A 15,549-nucleotide genomic window follows, 5' to 3' on the forward strand; every position below is an offset into this window, starting at 1 on the left:
CCCACTCGACCGGAGGCCAAACCTCGATGAAGTACAGGGCGGCGCGGTCGGCAAATGGGTACAACGCCCCATATGTTGTCCTTGTCGGATGTGCCGGCAGTGGTCCGTAACGTTTTAGAGGAGCTGATCCCCTTTGGTAGGCCATGGGCTGGCGGTGCTGTTCGCCTTCCTCGCAGCGCTGTTCCTCGCCGTCGGCATCGTGGTCCGGCAGCGAGCCACAATGGATGTCCCAGAGGACAAGGGCGTCAGCCCCACCATGGTCCTGACGCTGATCCGCCGTCCGCTGTGGTGGGCCGGGACCGCCGCGGCGGTCGCCGGCTTCGCGTTCCAGGCTGTCGCGCTGGCCTTCGGGTCACTTCTGCTGGTCCAGCCGATCCTCGTCTCGGCGCTGTTGTTCGCGCTCCCGCTGAGCGCGCGGCTGGCCAATCGCCGGGTCACGCGCGGTGAGTGGCTGTGGGCGCTGCTGCTCACCGCCTCCCTGGCAGTGTTCGTGTTGTTGGCCAAGACCAGTGCCGGTGACTACGAGGCCTCGGTACCGCTCACGTTGATCGTCGCCGTGGTGTGCGTCGTGGCGGTGTCGCTTTGTGTGTTCGTCGCGATCCGCAATCCCGGGTGGCGACGGGCGGTCCTGCTCGCGGTGGCGGTGGGTGTGCTCTTCGGCGTCGTCGCGATGCTCACCAAGCTCGTGATGTACATGCTGACCGAGGACGGGGCGCGGACCGTCTTCACCTCGCCGGGGGTCTATCTGCTCGTGGTGGTCGGCGTCATCGCGGTGTTGTTGCAGCAGTCGGCATTTCACGCGGGTTCTTTGCAGATGTCGGTGCCGACGATGCTGGTGCTCGAACCGCTCGTCGCCGTGGTGCTGGGCGCCGTGGTGCTCGGCGAGCACATGGACGTCAACGGCGTCAAAGCCGTCGCGATCACCGTCGCGCTACTCGCGATGCTGGCCGCGACCGTGGCACTCGGACGCGAAGAGGGTGCGCTGGAAGAAGAACTCGAGGCCGCTATCGCGAAGCGGGAGCACTGAGCATCCCCTCGGTTGTAGGCAGCCGGAACGACATCTGCACCGACGTCCCGTCGTCCGTTCCGACGACATCGACGTGATCGCTGACGGAGCTGATGAGCAGTAAGCCCCTGCCGCGGGTCCCGGGGTCGTCGGGCGGCGTCTTCCACGAACCCGAATCGACGACGCTGACGCGGACCTGGCCGTCGCGCACCTCGGCCTCCACGCGCATGCGCCCCGGATCCTGTCCCCGATACGCATGCTCGACGCAGTTGGTGCAGGCTTCGTTGACCACCAGGATGATGTCGTCCGCGAGCGGTGACTCGACATGGTTGGTGCGCAACCATTCCGCCAACCGGTGCCGGACGTCGCTCAACTGCCTCGGCGCCGCGTCGTCGTCGATCAGTAAGGCCGACGGCGGGCATCGGTACACGACGATCGCGACGTCGTCGTCGTAGCCCCGTTCCGGAGCGAGCCGGCGCAGTATCTCGTCGGCCACCGCTTCGACCGGCAGGTCAGCGGTCTCGGACACCACCTCGGCGGCGCGGTCGATCTGGTCGTCGATCGCTTCGTCACGCCGCTCGACAAGGCCGTCGGTGTACAGCAGCAGGGTCGAACCGGCCGCCAACGAGCGCGAGGCCTGCGGGCGGGACTCGTCCCGATGCACCGCGAGCGGCACCGAGTGACCATCGGTGAGCAGTTCCGGGCGCTCCGCACCGCTGTCGAACACCGGCGGTACGTGGCCGGCACTGCTATAGCGCAACGTATGGGAGTCCAGGTCGGCGACAGCGACGAACACCGTGGCGCAGAACGCATCTGGGATCAACTCGGCCACCGAGTCGAGCTGTTCGAGCACCCTGGCGGGTTCAGCGCCGGTGAGCAGCAGGGCGCGCGTCGACGCGCGCAACTGGCCCATGACCGCCGCGGCGGCCAGACCGCGGCCCACACAGTCGCCGACGATGATGCCGATACGGTTTTCGCCGACCGGAAGCACGTCGTAGAAGTCGCCGCCGATCTCCAACGGAGGAACCGCGGGCTCGTACCGCACGGCGCAGCCGACGGGCAGCGTGGTTGCGGGCAGCAGCGAACGCTGGAGGGTCAGCGAGGTTTCACGCGCGATCTCGAACTGTCGCACATGCTGCATGGCCAGACTGATGTGGCCGAACAACGCCATGACGAGCTGACGGTCCTCATCGCTGACCCGGCGCGGAACGCGGTGCTCGAGGCATACGACGACGTCGCGCGCGCCCGAGGTCACCGCCACGAACCCGCGCGTCGTCCCCGCGCTGGGCGCGGCTCCGACCGGCGTGACCGTCAAAGGCAACCAGTCGCGGGCATCGTCGAGGGTGCGCCGCCAATCCTCGTCGAGATCACGCCAATTCGAAACAGCGGGCTCGCCTGCGGTGTGGACGACCGGATCGCCGTCGCCCTGTGGCCACACGACGGCGATCAGGCGTTGCGTGTCGAGCCGAGAGCGGGACTGGGTCAGCGCGGCCGACAACACCTCGTCCACGTCTCGGGCCACGCTGACCGCGGTGGCCAACCGTGCCACCGCTCGTTCTTGCTCCGCCACGGCGCGGGTCGCGGTGATGTCACGGATGGTGCCGACGTAGGCGTGATGATCGTGGCGTTGCTCCCTGACCGCGTTGATGCTGATCGCCACCCATCGAACGGTTCCGTCGCGATGACGGATCGCGGTATCGGTGGCGAAGGAACCTTGTTCTCTGAGTAAGGACAGCCGCTGATTCGTCGCGGTCTCGTCGGTCACCCACGGGTAGGGGTGGTGGTACGGCAGGTCGTCCTGACCGTAACCGGTGATGCCGACGAACGCATCGTTGATCTCGACGATGGCCCCGGTGTGATCGGCGACGAAGAAACCTTCCTGCAGCGAATTCACCACTGCATCGCGGAACTCGTCGCGGTCGGCCAGATCCTCCGCCCGGGCACGCTGCTGTTCGTAACGCCTTGTGCCGTCCAGGAATCCACGGGTAGCCACATCATGTGCCGCCAGTGCCTGCAACAGGAACTGCAGCGGGGCGTCGGGATCGATCGACATGTCCTGCTTGATCTCCACGACGAATCGAGCGTGGTTCTCGATGATTTCGAGCATGCTCATCCGGTCGCTCAACGCGCGCCTACCGAGTTCGTGTCCAACCGCCAGACTGGCCTCGGACCCCGACCGGACGTACTCGGTCAGCGCCGCGGCGTACTGCGCATAGAAGTCCTCGGCAGCCGGATCGTCGCTCATGAGGTACCTCGATGACGGGCCGCCAGCACCAGCGCGTCGTCGGTCTCCCTACCGTAGCGGCCCACGAGTTGTTCGGCGATTGTCGTTGCGTGGGCGGCGAAGTCGATGTCGTCGAGGTGTTGTTCGGCGATGCCGTCGCTCGACATGACCAGCAGGTCGCCGGGGGAGATCGGCACCTGAGCGGTGGTGAGGGTCTGCGGTATCCGGTATCCGACGATGCCCCCCATCAGTAGCGCAGAGGAACGAACCGCGATTCCGCTCGGGTGCTTGGCAACGAGATCGGCCGCGACGTTACCGATACCGATCCAACTCAGCTCGTTGGCATCGAAGTCGATGCTGGCCAATGTCATTGCTACACCGCGGGTGTCGATCAGAGCGAGATGGCAGCGCTGCATCAACACATCCAGCGGGTCGGCGCGGCCCTGGTCCACGACCTCGGCGGCCAACTGCGCGGCCGCAGCCGCCGCCTCGCCGTGGCCCAGACCGTCGATCACCCCGAACAGTGCGGCACCGTCGCCGATGTCGAATGCCACCGGATGATCGCCGCACACCACCTCCCCGGGTCGGGGGCGGCGAACCGCGGCCCATTCGATGGGCCCGAACTTGCCATGCCTAAACATTGTCGGGTATCCACTTCCACATCTCGATGACGGTGCCGCGGCCCAACTCCGACTCGATCTGCAGTCGATCCATCAGCCTGCGCGCACCGGGCAGTCCGAGCCCGAGTCCGCGTCCGGTGGAGTATCCGTCGTCAAGTGCGCGTTCGACGTCGGCTATGCCGGGACCGTCGTCCTCGGCTCTCACCACCAACGCCTGCCTGCCGTCGCGGAGCTGAACTCCGACGCGGACCTCGCCTCGACCGGCGTAACTCGTTATGTTGCGCGCAATTTCGGAGATCGCCGTCGCAATCATCGTGACGTCGGTCAGCGAGAATCCGAGCTGCCTCGCGAGTTCGTGCCCCGCTTGCCGCGCGGTGACGATGTCGTCGGAGTCGTTGATGTCGACCACGAAGTCAGTCGGCATGGACATTTCCGGGGTCGCGTCCGATCGCCGGTTTCCGATCCTCGAGCTTCCGATTCGGCAGATTCCGATTGAGGAGAGCAAGGCCCTCTTCCAGATCCAGCGCGGTGTGCATGTCGTCGAACGTGAGTCCCAACTGGACCATGGCGAACGCCACCTCGGGCTGCAGGCCCACGATCACCGTGTCCGCACCGCGCAGCCGGGTCATATGCGCGATCGTTCGAAGTGACCGGGCTGCAAACGAATCCATGACATCGATCGCGGTCACGTCGACGATGATGCCGTGCGCACGGTATCGGCTGACCCGCTCCATCAGGTCATGGCGAAGCTGTTCGGTGTCGGAGTCCGAGAGCGCGGCCTGCACCGAGGCGATCAGGATCGTGCCCTGCTTGAGGATGGGGACTGCCATGAAGAACCTGCGCCGTGCCTCGCGTTACCCGGGTTGCTCGCCGGTGCGGGTCACCTCGTAGCCGAGCAGCCGTTCGGCCTCCTCGATACCACCCTGCAGGTCGCCGACGGCGTTCATCTTCGACAGGTCGAGACCGATCGTCACGAGGGTCAGCGCGATCTCCGACGACAGACCGGTGATGATCACGCTGGCGCCCATCAGGCCCGACGCGTCGACGGTCTGCACGAGGTGGTTGGCCACCGTGGAGTCGATGGTGGGCACGCCGGTGATGTCGATGACAACGACCTTGGCGCGGTTGGCGCGGATCGCCCGCAGCAGCTGTTCGGTCACCTGGCGGGCGCGCTGGCTGTCGAGCACACCGATGATCGGCAGAATCAGCAGCTGCTCGCGCACCTGCAGCACCGGTGTCGACAGCTCGCGGATCGCTTCCTGCTGCTGGCGAATGATGCGCTCGCGTTCCTGCACGAATCCGACGGCCACGGTGTTGGCGATGCGGTTCGCGGCGGGCTCGTACGCGTCGAGCACGCGGTTGAGCAGTTCGAAGTCGGTTTGGTACTTCTCGAACAGCGAGCGGGCCAGCACGTCGCGCAGCAGCAGCACGATGCCGACGACCTCGTTGGTCTCCACACCGCGCGGGATGATGCGCTCGGACAGATCGCGTGCGTAGTCCTGCAGCGCTTCCACACTGCCCGTCTCGAGCACTTCGACGTAGCTGTCGTACACCGTGGTCGCCTCCGAGAAGATCTCCTCGGGCGACATCGCGGTCAGCAGCTCCGCTTCGGTGATCCTGCGTGCCCACTCCTCGCGCAGCGCGGTGCGGTTCTGTCTGAGGTGCTCCACCAGTTGCGGTAACAGGCCTTCGGTCGAGACGCTCGCGGTGGCCACATCTGTCGGATCGGACATCGAAGAAACCTCCCGGCTTTCCGCTGCTGTTTCGACCCTAGCTTGCGGGTCTGGGGCTGCGGTGTGGAAGCAACGATCTATCGTTCGGCGACAAGAGGTTAAGCTCGGCCCACTGCCGTGACCAGTTGCGGCGCTGACTAAAGGAAAGCTGTGCCCGCCAAGGATCTGATCACCACCTCGGTCAGCTACGACGACGACGTCGCTGTGCTTGCGGTCAGCGGCGAAATAGATCTGGCCACCATCCCGGCGTTCGAGGCGGCCATCGCGGACGCGCTCGCTCAGCGGCCCAAGGCGTTAATCGTCGACCTCTCTGCGGTGGACTTCCTCGCGTCGGCGGGGCTGCAGGCGTTGGTGGCCACTCACGAGAAGATCGGAGGGTCGGCAGGATTCGCGGTTGTCGCCGATGGGCCCGCCACGAGTCGGCCCATCCAGCTAACCGGTTTGGACCAGGTTCTGTCGCTCTCATCGTCGGTCGCCGAAGCGAAGGCTTCGGTTGCTGGCTAATCGCGATCGCCAACGGAGAATTCGTCGGGCGGCCTGCTCGGCGTTCGGCTAAAGTTCCGAATGCCGGTTTGATCTTGGTAGCAGCTGGCATTGGTCGGGACAGTAAGGACTGTGACATGAGGTCAGTTTTGGGTCGCCGCGTGGCGGCCATCGCCGGCGGCGCTGCAGTCACCGCGATGGTTGTGCTCACCGCATCGTGCTCCAGCGAAGAAGAGGCACCGAGCGAGACCACCGAGACCACCACCTCGGAGACGACCACGACGACCACGACGTCGGCCGCGCCGGTCGAGCCGACGGAGAAGGCGCCGCGCCTGGAGCCCGGTGGCCCCAACCCGTTCTCCCCGTCGGTGATCGCACCGCCGGCCCCGTCGGCAACCCACCCCCGAACCGGCTAGCACCGGCTGGGCGGACTTCTCGTAAGTACGCTGGTTGGAGTGAAGGCGCGGCATATCGGCGTGCTGGCGTTGGTTGCCGCCAGCGTGATGGTGCTCGTTTCCGATCTGCGACTGACGTCGTCGCGCCCCGGCACAGAGGGCGGCGATGCCATCGCAGGGCCGTACTCGTACCTGCTGGCCAGCTCCACCGATCTGGGGCCGTCGCACAACGACAACGCCCAGTTGACGCTCGCGCTGCATGATCCGACGCGCCCCGACGGCGTTTTCGATTGGGCGCACAGCCAGGGCCTGGACGTCAGGTGGAAGCCGGGCCAGGCCTGGGCGGTGCTCGAAGGGGCGGCGGAGAAGGTGGCCGACGCGTTCGACGTCGAGGTCCACGACTACCGCGGTAAGCGCGGTCAGGTGTTCTACGCATCGCCGCAACAGCCCGCGATTCCCGATGCGCTGACCTCCGAGGTCGCCGAGCTGGGACGGATCCTGGGCTACCTGCCGCACCACACGTCGCAGACGCGGATGTTTCCGCTCGACGTGCCGGACAAGGGACTGAAGCCCAGCGCACTGTTGAACACCTACAACGCGTCGCGGCTGGCCGCCGACGGCTATACGGGCAAGGGTGCCACGATCGTGTTCTTCGCCTTCGACGGTTTCGACCAGTCCGATCTGGACGCGTTCGCCACCACGTACGGGCTGCCCCAGTTCACCCCGGAAGTCGTCGGTGGCGAACTCGACGACCCGCGCGGCGAGACGACGATGGATCTCGAAGTGGCCCACGCGGTCGCGCCGGATGCGCGCAAGGTCGTGTTCAGCGCCCAGTCGACGATCTCCGGCGACGGCACGTTCGAGAAGATCGGCGAGTTGTTCGCCGAAGCCGATCGCCGGTATCCCGGTGCGATCTGGAGCTTTTCGATCGGATGGGGTTGCGACAAACTCATCACTGCCGCCGATCTCGCACCGGCGCGGGAAGCGCTCGCGGCGGCACAGGCGAACGGCACGACGGCGTTCAACGCGAGCGGCGATCTCGCCGGGCTGGAGTGCAAGGGCGGCGACGACTGGTCGTCTCCGCCCGGCGAGGCTGATATCGGGCTGGACTCACTGGCGTCACTGCCGGAGATGACCGATGTCGGCGGCACGACGCTGTCCACCGACGCCGACGGCAGGTGGCTCGCCGAGCAGGCCTGGTACGACGTCCCGCTATCGGTCGGCAGCGGAGGCGGGGTGTCCAACCTGTTCGAGCGCCCGGAATGGCAACGGGCCGTGATGCCCGACCGCGATCCCGACCGCAGGCTGACGCCCGACGTCGCGGCCGTCGCCGACCCCTTCACCGGCGTGCGCATCATCTTCAAGGGAACCGAACTGGTGGGTGGCGGGACATCGCAGTCCGCGCCGATCTGGGCGGGGCTTGCCGCGGTGATGAACCAGTACCTGCTCGCCAACGGCGGGCAGCTGATCGGTGCGTTCAATCCGCTGCTCTACCGGATCGCCGAGGGTGCACCGCTGCCCGCGTTCCGTGACGTGACACTCGGCGCCAACGCCGTCGCCGAGGCCGGACCGGGTTACGACCTCATCACCGGGCTCGGTACCCCCGATGTCGACAACCTCGTACGCAATCTGCTGATCCTCCAAGAGGCGGCCGAATGACGACTCCCGACGATTCCGTCCCGACTACGGAATGCCGCATCTGCAAGACCGACGTACCGGAGGGCGAGTACTGCGGACTATGCGGATGCCACCTGGAACCGCGGCCCGGCGAGGGCCCGGACTGGTTGCGCGTCAAGAACTTCGGGGCGGCGCCGAACGAGCACCTGCTGCAGCTGTCGTTGGCCAGTTCACTGTTCCCCCAGGTGGCGCAGCGGTCCCGAACGGCGTTCCGGCTGGGTCTGGTCGTGCTGCTGGTGTGCCTTGTCGCATTCACGCTGCTGCGTCTGCCCGCCGCGCTGATCACCGTCGGCACGCTGGGCCTGCCCGTGCTGTACCTCATCTATCTCCGCGAGTCGGATGCCTTCCGCGACTTCCCGGTCAGCACTCTGGTGCTCACCGCGGTGCTCGGCGTGGGATTCGGGGTGGGATGGGTCCTGCTGACGGGCGCGATGGTCGCCCGCTCGTACGAGGTCGGTCTGGGCTCCGCCATCACGGGCATGCCAATGCTCCGCGTAGGTATCGGCATCCCGCTGGGCGGGGTGATCCTGATGCTGTTGCCTGCCGTCATCGTGAGGGTGTTCCGACCGTCCTCACGAGAAGCGTTGGACGGCTTCAGGATCGGAATGCTGGGCGCTTTCGCCTTCATGGCCGCGGCGGCGATGACGCGGTCGGCTCCGCTGTTCGGGACAGGGGCCATCAGCAAGCGCCCGCTGGAGAGCCTGCTCGTCGAGGCGGGCATCAGGGGCATCTCGATACCGTTGATCACCGCGGCCGCTGGTGGATTGATCGGTGCGGCACTGTGGTTCACCCGCCCGGCAAGTAAGAAGGATCAGCACCCCGGCATGGTGCGGCTGGTTCTCGTCGGCCTCGCGGCGGCGATCCTCGCCGTCTATCTCGGGCTGGGCCTGATCGACGTCGCCCGCGTCCCGCAGTTGTTGATGCTGGTGCTCTATCTGGCACTGGCGCTGGTCGCCATGCTGGTGTTGCGTATCGGTTTGCATCTGGCGCTGCTGCACGAGGTGCACGACGAGATCCAGTCCGATGAGCCGCTGCTGTGTACGCACTGCGGACATGTGGTGCCGGACATGGCTTTCTGCCCCGCGTGCGGGGTGGCGACGCGGGCATCGTCACGGGCGTCACGCGAAGACCGGCGCGACGCCCGTCCGGTGCGTGAAGGTCCCGACACACCGTGACCACGGCGACGAATTTCTTTCCCGGATATGCGGTTCCGGCCGGCACCTACGAGGCACCCCAGCCGCATCGCACGTCGCGCACACGCTTGGTGCTCATATGGTTCGCCACCATCGCCGTCGTGGCGGGGGCGCTGGTCGGGCTGTCGGCGATGATCAGCAAGCCCCCCGTGCGCTACATGTGCCCGCCGGAGTGCGGCAGGCCGCCGACGGGTACGCCGGTCACGATCAACCCTCGTTTCACTGCCGCCGACGGCACGTTCTCGGTGTCGCATCCCGCGCCCAGTTCGGCTTACCGCATCACCACCGAGCCGAACAAGGTTATCGCCGAGTTCCTCGGCGGTGATGGCGGCAGCATGCAGTTCTTCAGTGTGCCCGTCGCCGGCCGGTCAGCTGAACAGATCGCCAAAGAACTGGTGGGCAAGAGGTTTCCCGACACCCGGACCGCGTATGAGATTCCCAACGCGATGGTCGGCTACCAGCGCGGGTTCGGCGAGATCGTCGACTGGTGGCCGCAGGGCGCCAATAGCAATTACCAGCGGATGCGGGTGCTGATCATGGTCGCCATCAAGAACGACCTCGCTCTCGTGGCCTCGGCGGTGGGGCCCTACCACGAATTCGGACCCGACTTCGGGTTCGGCAAGCCCTCCGGCGCCAACACCCAAATTGCCTTGGATATGGGCAAATACGTCAACAGCTTCAGCTGGCAGGGCGACCCGCCGCGCTAGTGGGTGGACGCCGTCGTCCGATGGGACGCCACTGTCCCGTGGTGCGGTGTGGCGCCGGAGAACATGAACTGCCACGCCGCCAGCAGTGCGACCGTTGCGAGGACCAGCGTGGTGGCCAGGTGCGCGAACAGCTGCCCGGCGGTCGTGGCGTTCACGACCGAACGCGGGTGCACGGAGCGTCCGGCGAGCGGGCGGTCGAAACGTGTTGCGCTCATTAGTCACCTCCTTTCAAGCGGTCGACCCGTCAATCCTCTGGCAGCACTACGCCGCCTGGTCCAGGCTGTAGCCCCTGGCCTCGGCGACGTCGGACAGCAGGCCGCGCAGCCGATGCCGCGCACGGTGCACCCGTGTCATCACGGTCCCGGCCGGTGCGTCGGTGATCTCGGCGATCTCGTTGATGCGCAGACCGACGACGTCGGCGTAGTACAGCGCGGTGCGCAGCTTCTCGGGCAGCTGACGCATCGCGGTCTGGATGTCGTCGTCGCCGATGAGGTCGAGCACCTCGTCCTCGGCGGACTTCAGGCCGCCCGAGGAGTGGCGGGCCTGGGCCACCAGCTGTCCGTCGGTGAACTCGTCGGTCAGCCACTGGGCTGGGCGTCGCTGTTGCTTCCGGTACGAACTGATATGGCTATTGACCAAGATCCGGTACAGCCAGCCGCCGAGATTCGTGCCGTCGCGGAAGCCGTGGAACCCGGCGAACGCTTTGGCAGCCGTCTCCTGGAGCAGGTCCTCCGCATCGGCGGGATCGCGCGTCAACTTCAGCGCGTGGCGGTAGAAATCGTGAATCAGTGGCAGTGCGTCCCGCTCGAAGCGGGCGGTCAGCAGCGCATCGTTTTCAGGCACGTAGGGGACTTTTCCGTGTCAACGACGCAGTGTCTGCACGGCTGGCACCCATCAGAGGTGGGAAAAACCGACTGCCTGACTACCGGTTAGCCCCCATAGGATCACCAAAGTGACGGGCAGCCATGGCACGCGGTTCTCCCGCGGCGCCGGACGGACCGTCGCGATTGTCGTGGCGCTGGCTCTGGCGGGTGCCATCAGCCTTGCGGCCGACATCGTCGCGTTCGGCGGGCGCTCCGACACATCGCAGGCCGATGCGGCAATCGTCCTCGGTGCGGCGGTCGACGACGATGCACCGTCGCCGGTGTTTTCCGAACGTCTGCGGCACGCGGCCGAGCTCTTCGAATCAGGACAGGTCAAGTGGATCGTCGTGACGGGTGGTGTCGGGCGGGGCGACACGCTCGCCGAATCCGAGGCCGGCCGCGAATGGCTGATCGGGGCCGGGATTCCGGCCGATCGCATCCTCATCGAGACACAGTCCCGAACCACCAAGCAGAATCTGGTCTTCGCCCGGCCGCTGCTCACCGAACATGACATCAATCGCGTGCTGATCGTCAGCGATCCGTTGCATATGCGCCGCGCGATGCGGATGGCCGACGACCTGCGACTTGATGCGCACCCGTCGCCCACGCCAACCAGTCGCTTCCAAACCCTCGGCACGCAGCTGCCGATGCTGTTGCGCGAGATGTACTTCAGCGTGCATTACTACGCGACGCGCCAGTGAGCTATACCGACGCCCGCACCTTGGCCGCCGCCTGCTCCGGCATGGGCTCATAGCGAGCGAAGGATCGCGTGAAGGATCCGGCGCCGTGCGCGAGCGATCGGAGGTCGATCGCGTATCGGGTCAACTCGACCTCGGGTATCTCGGCCTTCACGACGGTGCGGTCCTCGCCGACTTTGTCCGTGCCGACCACGCGCCCGCGCCGGCCCGCCAGGTCGCTCATCACGGCGCCGACGAAATCGTCGGGCACCACGACCGAGACCTCGTCGACCGGCTCGAGCAGGTTAACTTTGGTCGCCGAGGCCGCCTCACGCAGCGCCAGCCCACCTGCCATCTGGAACGCGAAATCGGAGGAGTCGACGCTGTGCGCCTTGCCGTCGAACAGCGTCACCCTGATGTCGACGACCGGATAGCCCGAGCCCGCCCCGTTGAGAAGTCCCTTCTCCATCTGAGCGCGCACACCCTTTTCCACGCTCGGAATGAACTGGCGTGGAACGGAACCGCCGACGACCTTGTCGACGAACTCGAAACCAGACCCTTCCGGCAGCGGCTCGACCTCGATGTCGCATACCGCGAACTGGCCATGGCCGCCGGACTGCTTGACGTGCCGTCCATGTCCTTTGGCCTTGCCGCCCAGCGTTTCTCGAAGCGGCACCCGTAACTCGACGGTGTCGACGGCGACACCGTAGCGGCGTGCCAGCGCGTCGAGCACCACGCCGGAATGCGCCTCGCCCATGGTCCACAGCACGATCTGATGTGTCTCGGGGTTCTGTTCGATGCGCAGGGTCGGATCCTCGGCCGCAAGGCGCTGCAACCCGACCGCAAGCTTGTCCTCGTCGGTCTTGGCGTGTGGTTGAATGGCCATGGGCAACAACGGTTCCGGCATGGTCCATGGTTTGAGCACCATCGGTTCCGCCTTCGCGGACAGCGTGTCGCCCGTCTCGGCGCGCGACAGCCGTCCGATGGCGCAGATGTCACCGGCTACCACCTGCGGTGCGGGCCGCTGTTGCTTGCCGAGTGGGAATGACAGCGTGCCGATGCGTTCGTCCTCGTCATGATCGGCGTGGCCGGCCGTCCAGCGCTGGTCGGCTTGGGTGGGGGAGGAGCCGTTGCCGCCGTAGAACGACGAGAAGTGGCCGGACACATGCACGGTCGCGTCGGGCGAGATGGTCCCGGAGAACACCCGCACCAGGCTGACGCGGCCCAGATACGGATCCGACGTGGTCTTGACGACCTCGGCGAGCAGGGGGCCGGCCGGATCACACGGCAAGCTGTTGCGGGACTTGCCCTGCGGGGTGAACACCTCGGGGAGCTGGTGTTCGGGCGGGGACGGGAACCCGCTGGTGATGACCTCCAGCAGTTCGAGGGTGCCCACGCCGGTGGTGCTGCACACGGGGACGACCGGAAAGAACGACCCGCGCGCGACAGCCTTCTCGAGGTCTTCGATCAGCACCGACTGGTCGATCTCCTCGCCGCCGAGGTAGCGCTCCATCAGGGTCTCGTCTTCGGACTCCTCGATGATTCCCTCGATCAGGTTGCCGCGCATCTCCTCGATCGCGTCGCCGTAGGAGGCGTCGGGTTCATGGGACGTGGTGCGCTTGCCGTCGGCGTATTCGAAGTGGGTCTGGGAGAGCAACCCGATGAGGCCGGTGCAGGGCCCGCCGGCGGTGCCGGCAATTGAACCGGAATCGGCGGGCAGGTACAGCGGCAACACCTTGTCGCCGAAGGCCTGCTGCGCCGCCGTCAGCGTGTTCTCGTAGTTGGCCCGGGCGTGGTCGAGTTTCGTGATGAGAACGGCCCGCGGCATCCCGACCTGGCTGCACTCCAGCCACAGCGACTTGGTCGGCTCGTCGATCTCCTCGTTGGACGCGATGACGAACAGCGCGCAGTCCGCGGCTCGCAGCCCGGCGCGCAGTTCGCCGACGAAGTCGGCGTAGCCGGGTGTGTCGATCAGGTTGACCTTGACGCCGTCGTGCTCCAGTGACGCCAGGGCGAGACCGACCGAGCGCTGCTGCGAGATCTCGGCCTCGTCGCAATCGCAGACGGTGGTCCCGTCGACGACCGATCCCGGTCTGTTGAGCACTCCGGCGGCGACCAGTAACGCCTCGACGAGTGTTGTCTTGCCGCCACCCGATGGGCCCACCAGCACCACGTTGCGGATGGCGGCCGGACTGTCCGCGGTGGGAGCAGCTCCGGCTTGGGAAGTTGTCGTCTTGTCGGCCATGACGTTCCCTCCAGGTTCGTTAAACCAGAATTCTCCGAACCGTCACCGAGCACAAGGGAATGACACAACTCGTGGGGTGTGCAGCGACTTGGTGACGAGGCCGTAGCCGTGTTCACCGTTGCGCAGCGGCATTCACGCCTGCCACGCTGACCACCGCGCGACGGCGATCGTGACGACGGGACCGTCGAGCGCAAGCCTTTGGTACTGAACGTATTTGCGCCGCAGCAGCGCATAGCCGCTGGCCATCTCGTCACCGCTGTGGTGGACCTCGGCGACGCCGTCGGCCCGCACCCACCACAGCTGGGTCCAGTCTTCGTCGTAGTTGTCGACGAGCACGCTCACCCGGGGGTTGGCCTCGATGTTGGTCAGCCGCTGCAACCGTTTGGTGGACTTACGTTTGGCGTCGACAGCGGTGTAGATGACTGGTTGTTCGCGCTCGGTGTTGACCGCGAACACCACGGGCACAACGTGTGGCGCGCCGTCCGGCCCGACGGTGGCGAGCATCGCGACGGGCGATTGCGCGAACAGGGCCGCAGCGTCGATTTCGGCCATGGGATTCAGACTATTCCGAACCCTCGATGCACGCCTGCGTGGTCGGAAGGACCTCGGCGCAGCTGCTCGCGGTCGCCCGTGCGAGGAGCGCATACAGATCGTGCTGCTCCGAATCGCTCAGCGGGGCGAGCACACGTTGTTCGACGACCCAGAGCACCTTCTCGATCTCGGTGAGCGTGCGTGTGCCCGCCGCGGTCAGCATCACGGTGTGCCGCCGGCGGTCTTCGGCCGAGCGCCTGCGCTCGATGAGGCCGTCGGACTCGAGTTCGTTCAGCAGGCCCACCACGTTCGTCGCGTCGATTCCGAGCATGGCGGTCAGGTCGGACTGATTCTGTTCGCCGAGGTCGCGCAGCAGGGTCAGGGCGACGACGTGCCGCGCGCGGAGACCGAAGGCGATCAACTCCACTTCGGCCTCGGTCTGCATCCGCCGCGCCAGGTGCACCAGCAGCGGCGCGGACAGTTCTGGCACGTCATCAGCCTACGGGAATACGCCGATGATCTATTTGGTATAGATAGCTTGTAGTACACTAACTATCAATGAGGAAGGAACTGATGAACCAGTTGCTACACATCGACTCCTCGGTCCAGGGCGACCAGTCCGTCAGCCGTCGTCTCACCGCCCGTGCCGTCCAGCGGTGGCGCGACACCCACCCGGAGGGCTCTGTCGTGTATCGCGATCTGGCGAGTAATCCGATTCCGCACCTCGGGGACGTGACGTCACCGGCGCTGACCGCCGAACTGATCGGCGAGATCAAGCGTGCCGACACGGTTGTGCTCGGACTCCCGCTGTACAACTTCGGCCCGCCGAGCACGGTCAAGGCGTGGGTGGATCACATCGTCGCGCCCGGGCTGTCGATAGACGCCGAAACGGGGGCGGGTCTGCTCGGCGATACCGAGTTCGTCGTGCTCGAAAGTCGGGGCGGCGGCTACGGTCCGGGCACACCTCGAGAGGGTTGGGATCACGCTGAATCTTGGTTGCCCCATGCGGTGTCGATGACGGGCCTGTCGCCTCGCCTCATCGTCGCCGAACTCACGATGGCGGATGTCAATCCAGCGATGGCTGAGCTCAAACCGCTTGCGGCCGCGAGCCTGAACCAGGCGTTCGAGGCGATCGACGCACTGTGGGAAGTCGGTGAGAACGCCGCCTGAGGCCCAGCTGGTGGTCGATAGTTAT

Annotated in this window: 18 protein-coding genes; 8 read left to right on the plus strand and 10 right to left on the minus strand. The window is 66.2% G+C overall.

Translation table 11 applies throughout. The annotated features are described in order from the left end of the window. The first annotated feature begins 133 nt into the window (after positions 1-133). Entirely contained in the window at positions 134-1,027 is an 894-nt protein-coding gene (locus M1248_RS15685; RefSeq protein WP_174262136.1) for a DMT family transporter, read from the plus strand. Here M1248_RS15685 and M1248_RS15690 read toward each other — a convergent pair. From M1248_RS15690 to M1248_RS15710, 5 genes are read right to left on the minus strand one after another with little or no spacing between them, the layout of a single operon-like run. Further along, positions 1,005-3,251 (minus strand): SpoIIE family protein phosphatase, encoded by a 2,247-nt coding sequence (locus M1248_RS15690; RefSeq protein WP_317148983.1) that lies wholly within the window; start codon positions 3,249-3,251, stop codon positions 1,005-1,007. The genes M1248_RS15685 and M1248_RS15690 overlap by 23 nt on opposite strands. Continuing rightward, a complete protein-coding gene (locus M1248_RS15695; RefSeq protein WP_317148984.1) occupies positions 3,248-3,871 on the minus strand; it encodes a SpoIIE family protein phosphatase in 624 nt (207 codons plus the stop codon). The genes M1248_RS15690 and M1248_RS15695 overlap by 4 nt, the downstream gene beginning before the upstream one ends. Next, positions 3,864-4,274, minus strand: coding sequence for an anti-sigma regulatory factor (locus M1248_RS15700; protein WP_163733228.1), 411 nt, complete (start codon positions 4,272-4,274; stop codon positions 3,864-3,866). The genes M1248_RS15695 and M1248_RS15700 overlap by 8 nt, the downstream gene beginning before the upstream one ends. Then, positions 4,264-4,680 (minus strand): STAS domain-containing protein, encoded by a 417-nt coding sequence (locus M1248_RS15705; protein ID WP_163733231.1) that lies wholly within the window; start codon positions 4,678-4,680, stop codon positions 4,264-4,266. The genes M1248_RS15700 and M1248_RS15705 overlap by 11 nt, the downstream gene beginning before the upstream one ends. A 24-nt stretch (positions 4,681-4,704) precedes the next feature. Next, positions 4,705-5,583 carry an STAS domain-containing protein gene (locus tag M1248_RS15710; RefSeq protein ID WP_163733234.1) on the minus strand — a complete coding sequence of 293 codons (879 nt, stop codon included), beginning with the start codon at positions 5,581-5,583 and terminating at the stop codon, positions 4,705-4,707. 150 nt (positions 5,584-5,733) lie between these two features. Between M1248_RS15710 and M1248_RS15715 the strand changes: the two genes are divergently transcribed. The 5 genes from M1248_RS15715 to M1248_RS15735 all read left to right on the plus strand — a co-directional run bounded on the left by M1248_RS15715 (position 5,734) and on the right by M1248_RS15735 (position 10,038). Continuing rightward, the gene (locus M1248_RS15715; RefSeq protein ID WP_163733237.1) at positions 5,734-6,087 is read left to right on the plus strand and encodes an STAS domain-containing protein; all 354 of its coding nucleotides are present in this window, start codon (positions 5,734-5,736) and stop codon (positions 6,085-6,087) included. Between the two features lie 116 nt (positions 6,088-6,203). After that, positions 6,204-6,482, plus strand: a complete 279-nt coding sequence (locus M1248_RS15720) for a hypothetical protein (RefSeq protein WP_163688939.1) — start codon at positions 6,204-6,206, stop codon at positions 6,480-6,482. 39 nt (positions 6,483-6,521) lie between these two features. Then, positions 6,522-8,120 (plus strand): S53 family peptidase, encoded by a 1,599-nt coding sequence (locus tag M1248_RS15725; protein WP_317148985.1) that lies wholly within the window; start codon positions 6,522-6,524, stop codon positions 8,118-8,120. Beyond that, complete coding sequence (locus M1248_RS15730) at positions 8,117-9,313, plus strand: zinc ribbon domain-containing protein (protein ID WP_163733242.1); 1,197 nt, start codon at positions 8,117-8,119, stop codon at positions 9,311-9,313. The genes M1248_RS15725 and M1248_RS15730 overlap by 4 nt, the downstream gene beginning before the upstream one ends. Continuing rightward, on the plus strand, positions 9,310-10,038 hold the full coding sequence (locus M1248_RS15735) for a hypothetical protein (RefSeq protein ID WP_163733245.1): 729 nt from the start codon (positions 9,310-9,312) through the stop codon (positions 10,036-10,038). The genes M1248_RS15730 and M1248_RS15735 overlap by 4 nt, the downstream gene beginning before the upstream one ends. Here the strand turns inward: M1248_RS15735 and M1248_RS15740 are convergent. Together M1248_RS15740 and M1248_RS15745 are read right to left on the minus strand one after the other, a co-directional pair. Beyond that, complete coding sequence (locus M1248_RS15740) at positions 10,035-10,253, minus strand: hypothetical protein (RefSeq protein ID WP_317148986.1); 219 nt, start codon at positions 10,251-10,253, stop codon at positions 10,035-10,037. The genes M1248_RS15735 and M1248_RS15740 overlap by 4 nt on opposite strands. A 46-nt stretch (positions 10,254-10,299) precedes the next feature. Then, positions 10,300-10,881 (minus strand): sigma-70 family RNA polymerase sigma factor, encoded by a 582-nt coding sequence (locus M1248_RS15745; RefSeq protein WP_163733251.1) that lies wholly within the window; start codon positions 10,879-10,881, stop codon positions 10,300-10,302. A gap of 109 nt (positions 10,882-10,990) precedes the next feature. Here M1248_RS15745 and M1248_RS15750 point away from each other — a divergent pair, with 109 nt between their 5' ends. After that, positions 10,991-11,602 (plus strand): YdcF family protein, encoded by a 612-nt coding sequence (locus tag M1248_RS15750; protein ID WP_163733254.1) that lies wholly within the window; start codon positions 10,991-10,993, stop codon positions 11,600-11,602. 1 nt (position 11,603) lies between these two features. Here the strand turns inward: M1248_RS15750 and M1248_RS15755 are convergent, their stop codons facing one another. The 3 genes from M1248_RS15755 to M1248_RS15765 all read right to left on the minus strand — a co-directional run bounded on the left by M1248_RS15755 (position 11,604) and on the right by M1248_RS15765 (position 14,844). Continuing rightward, entirely contained in the window at positions 11,604-13,823 is a 2,220-nt protein-coding gene (locus M1248_RS15755) for an elongation factor G-like protein EF-G2 (protein ID WP_317148987.1), read from the minus strand. A gap of 132 nt (positions 13,824-13,955) precedes the next feature. Further along, positions 13,956-14,375 (minus strand): TIGR03668 family PPOX class F420-dependent oxidoreductase, encoded by a 420-nt coding sequence (locus tag M1248_RS15760; protein ID WP_317148988.1) that lies wholly within the window; start codon positions 14,373-14,375, stop codon positions 13,956-13,958. 10 nt (positions 14,376-14,385) lie between these two features. Then, positions 14,386-14,844 carry a MarR family winged helix-turn-helix transcriptional regulator gene (locus M1248_RS15765; protein WP_197905548.1) on the minus strand — a complete coding sequence of 153 codons (459 nt, stop codon included), beginning with the start codon at positions 14,842-14,844 and terminating at the stop codon, positions 14,386-14,388. Positions 14,845-14,912: 68 nt separating this feature from the next. On the opposite strand from M1248_RS15765, the gene M1248_RS15770 reads away from it, so the two are divergent. Then, entirely contained in the window at positions 14,913-15,524 is a 612-nt protein-coding gene (locus M1248_RS15770; protein WP_232076271.1) for an FMN-dependent NADH-azoreductase, read from the plus strand. Positions 15,525-15,549 lie beyond the last annotated feature (25 nt).

Origin of the sequence: Mycobacterium sp. 29Ha (assembly GCF_032883055.1) — a bacterium.
Taxonomy (GTDB): Bacteria; Actinomycetota; Actinomycetes; order Mycobacteriales; family Mycobacteriaceae; genus Mycobacterium; species Mycobacterium gallinarum.

Excerpts from the sequence above, each read along its gene's own strand:
- M1248_RS15730 (WP_163733242.1), top strand. The coding sequence starts at position 8,117 with ATGACGACTCCCGACGATTCCGTCCCGACTACGGAATGCCGCATCTGC.
- M1248_RS15755 (WP_317148987.1), bottom strand. The coding sequence starts at position 13,823 with ATGGCCGACAAGACGACAACTTCCCAAGCCGGAGCTGCTCCCACCGCG.
- M1248_RS15740 (WP_317148986.1), bottom strand. The coding sequence starts at position 10,253 with ATGAGCGCAACACGTTTCGACCGCCCGCTCGCCGGACGCTCCGTGCAC.
- M1248_RS15710 (WP_163733234.1), bottom strand. The coding sequence starts at position 5,583 with ATGTCCGATCCGACAGATGTGGCCACCGCGAGCGTCTCGACCGAAGGC.
- M1248_RS15690 (WP_317148983.1), bottom strand. The coding sequence starts at position 3,251 with ATGAGCGACGATCCGGCTGCCGAGGACTTCTATGCGCAGTACGCCGCG.
- M1248_RS15700 (WP_163733228.1), bottom strand. The coding sequence starts at position 4,274 with ATGCCGACTGACTTCGTGGTCGACATCAACGACTCCGACGACATCGTC.
- M1248_RS15760 (WP_317148988.1), bottom strand. The coding sequence starts at position 14,375 with ATGGCCGAAATCGACGCTGCGGCCCTGTTCGCGCAATCGCCCGTCGCG.
- M1248_RS15695 (WP_317148984.1), bottom strand. The coding sequence starts at position 3,871 with ATGTTTAGGCATGGCAAGTTCGGGCCCATCGAATGGGCCGCGGTTCGC.
- M1248_RS15705 (WP_163733231.1), bottom strand. The coding sequence starts at position 4,680 with ATGGCAGTCCCCATCCTCAAGCAGGGCACGATCCTGATCGCCTCGGTG.
- M1248_RS15720 (WP_163688939.1), top strand. The coding sequence starts at position 6,204 with ATGAGGTCAGTTTTGGGTCGCCGCGTGGCGGCCATCGCCGGCGGCGCT.
- M1248_RS15770 (WP_232076271.1), top strand. The coding sequence starts at position 14,913 with ATGAGGAAGGAACTGATGAACCAGTTGCTACACATCGACTCCTCGGTC.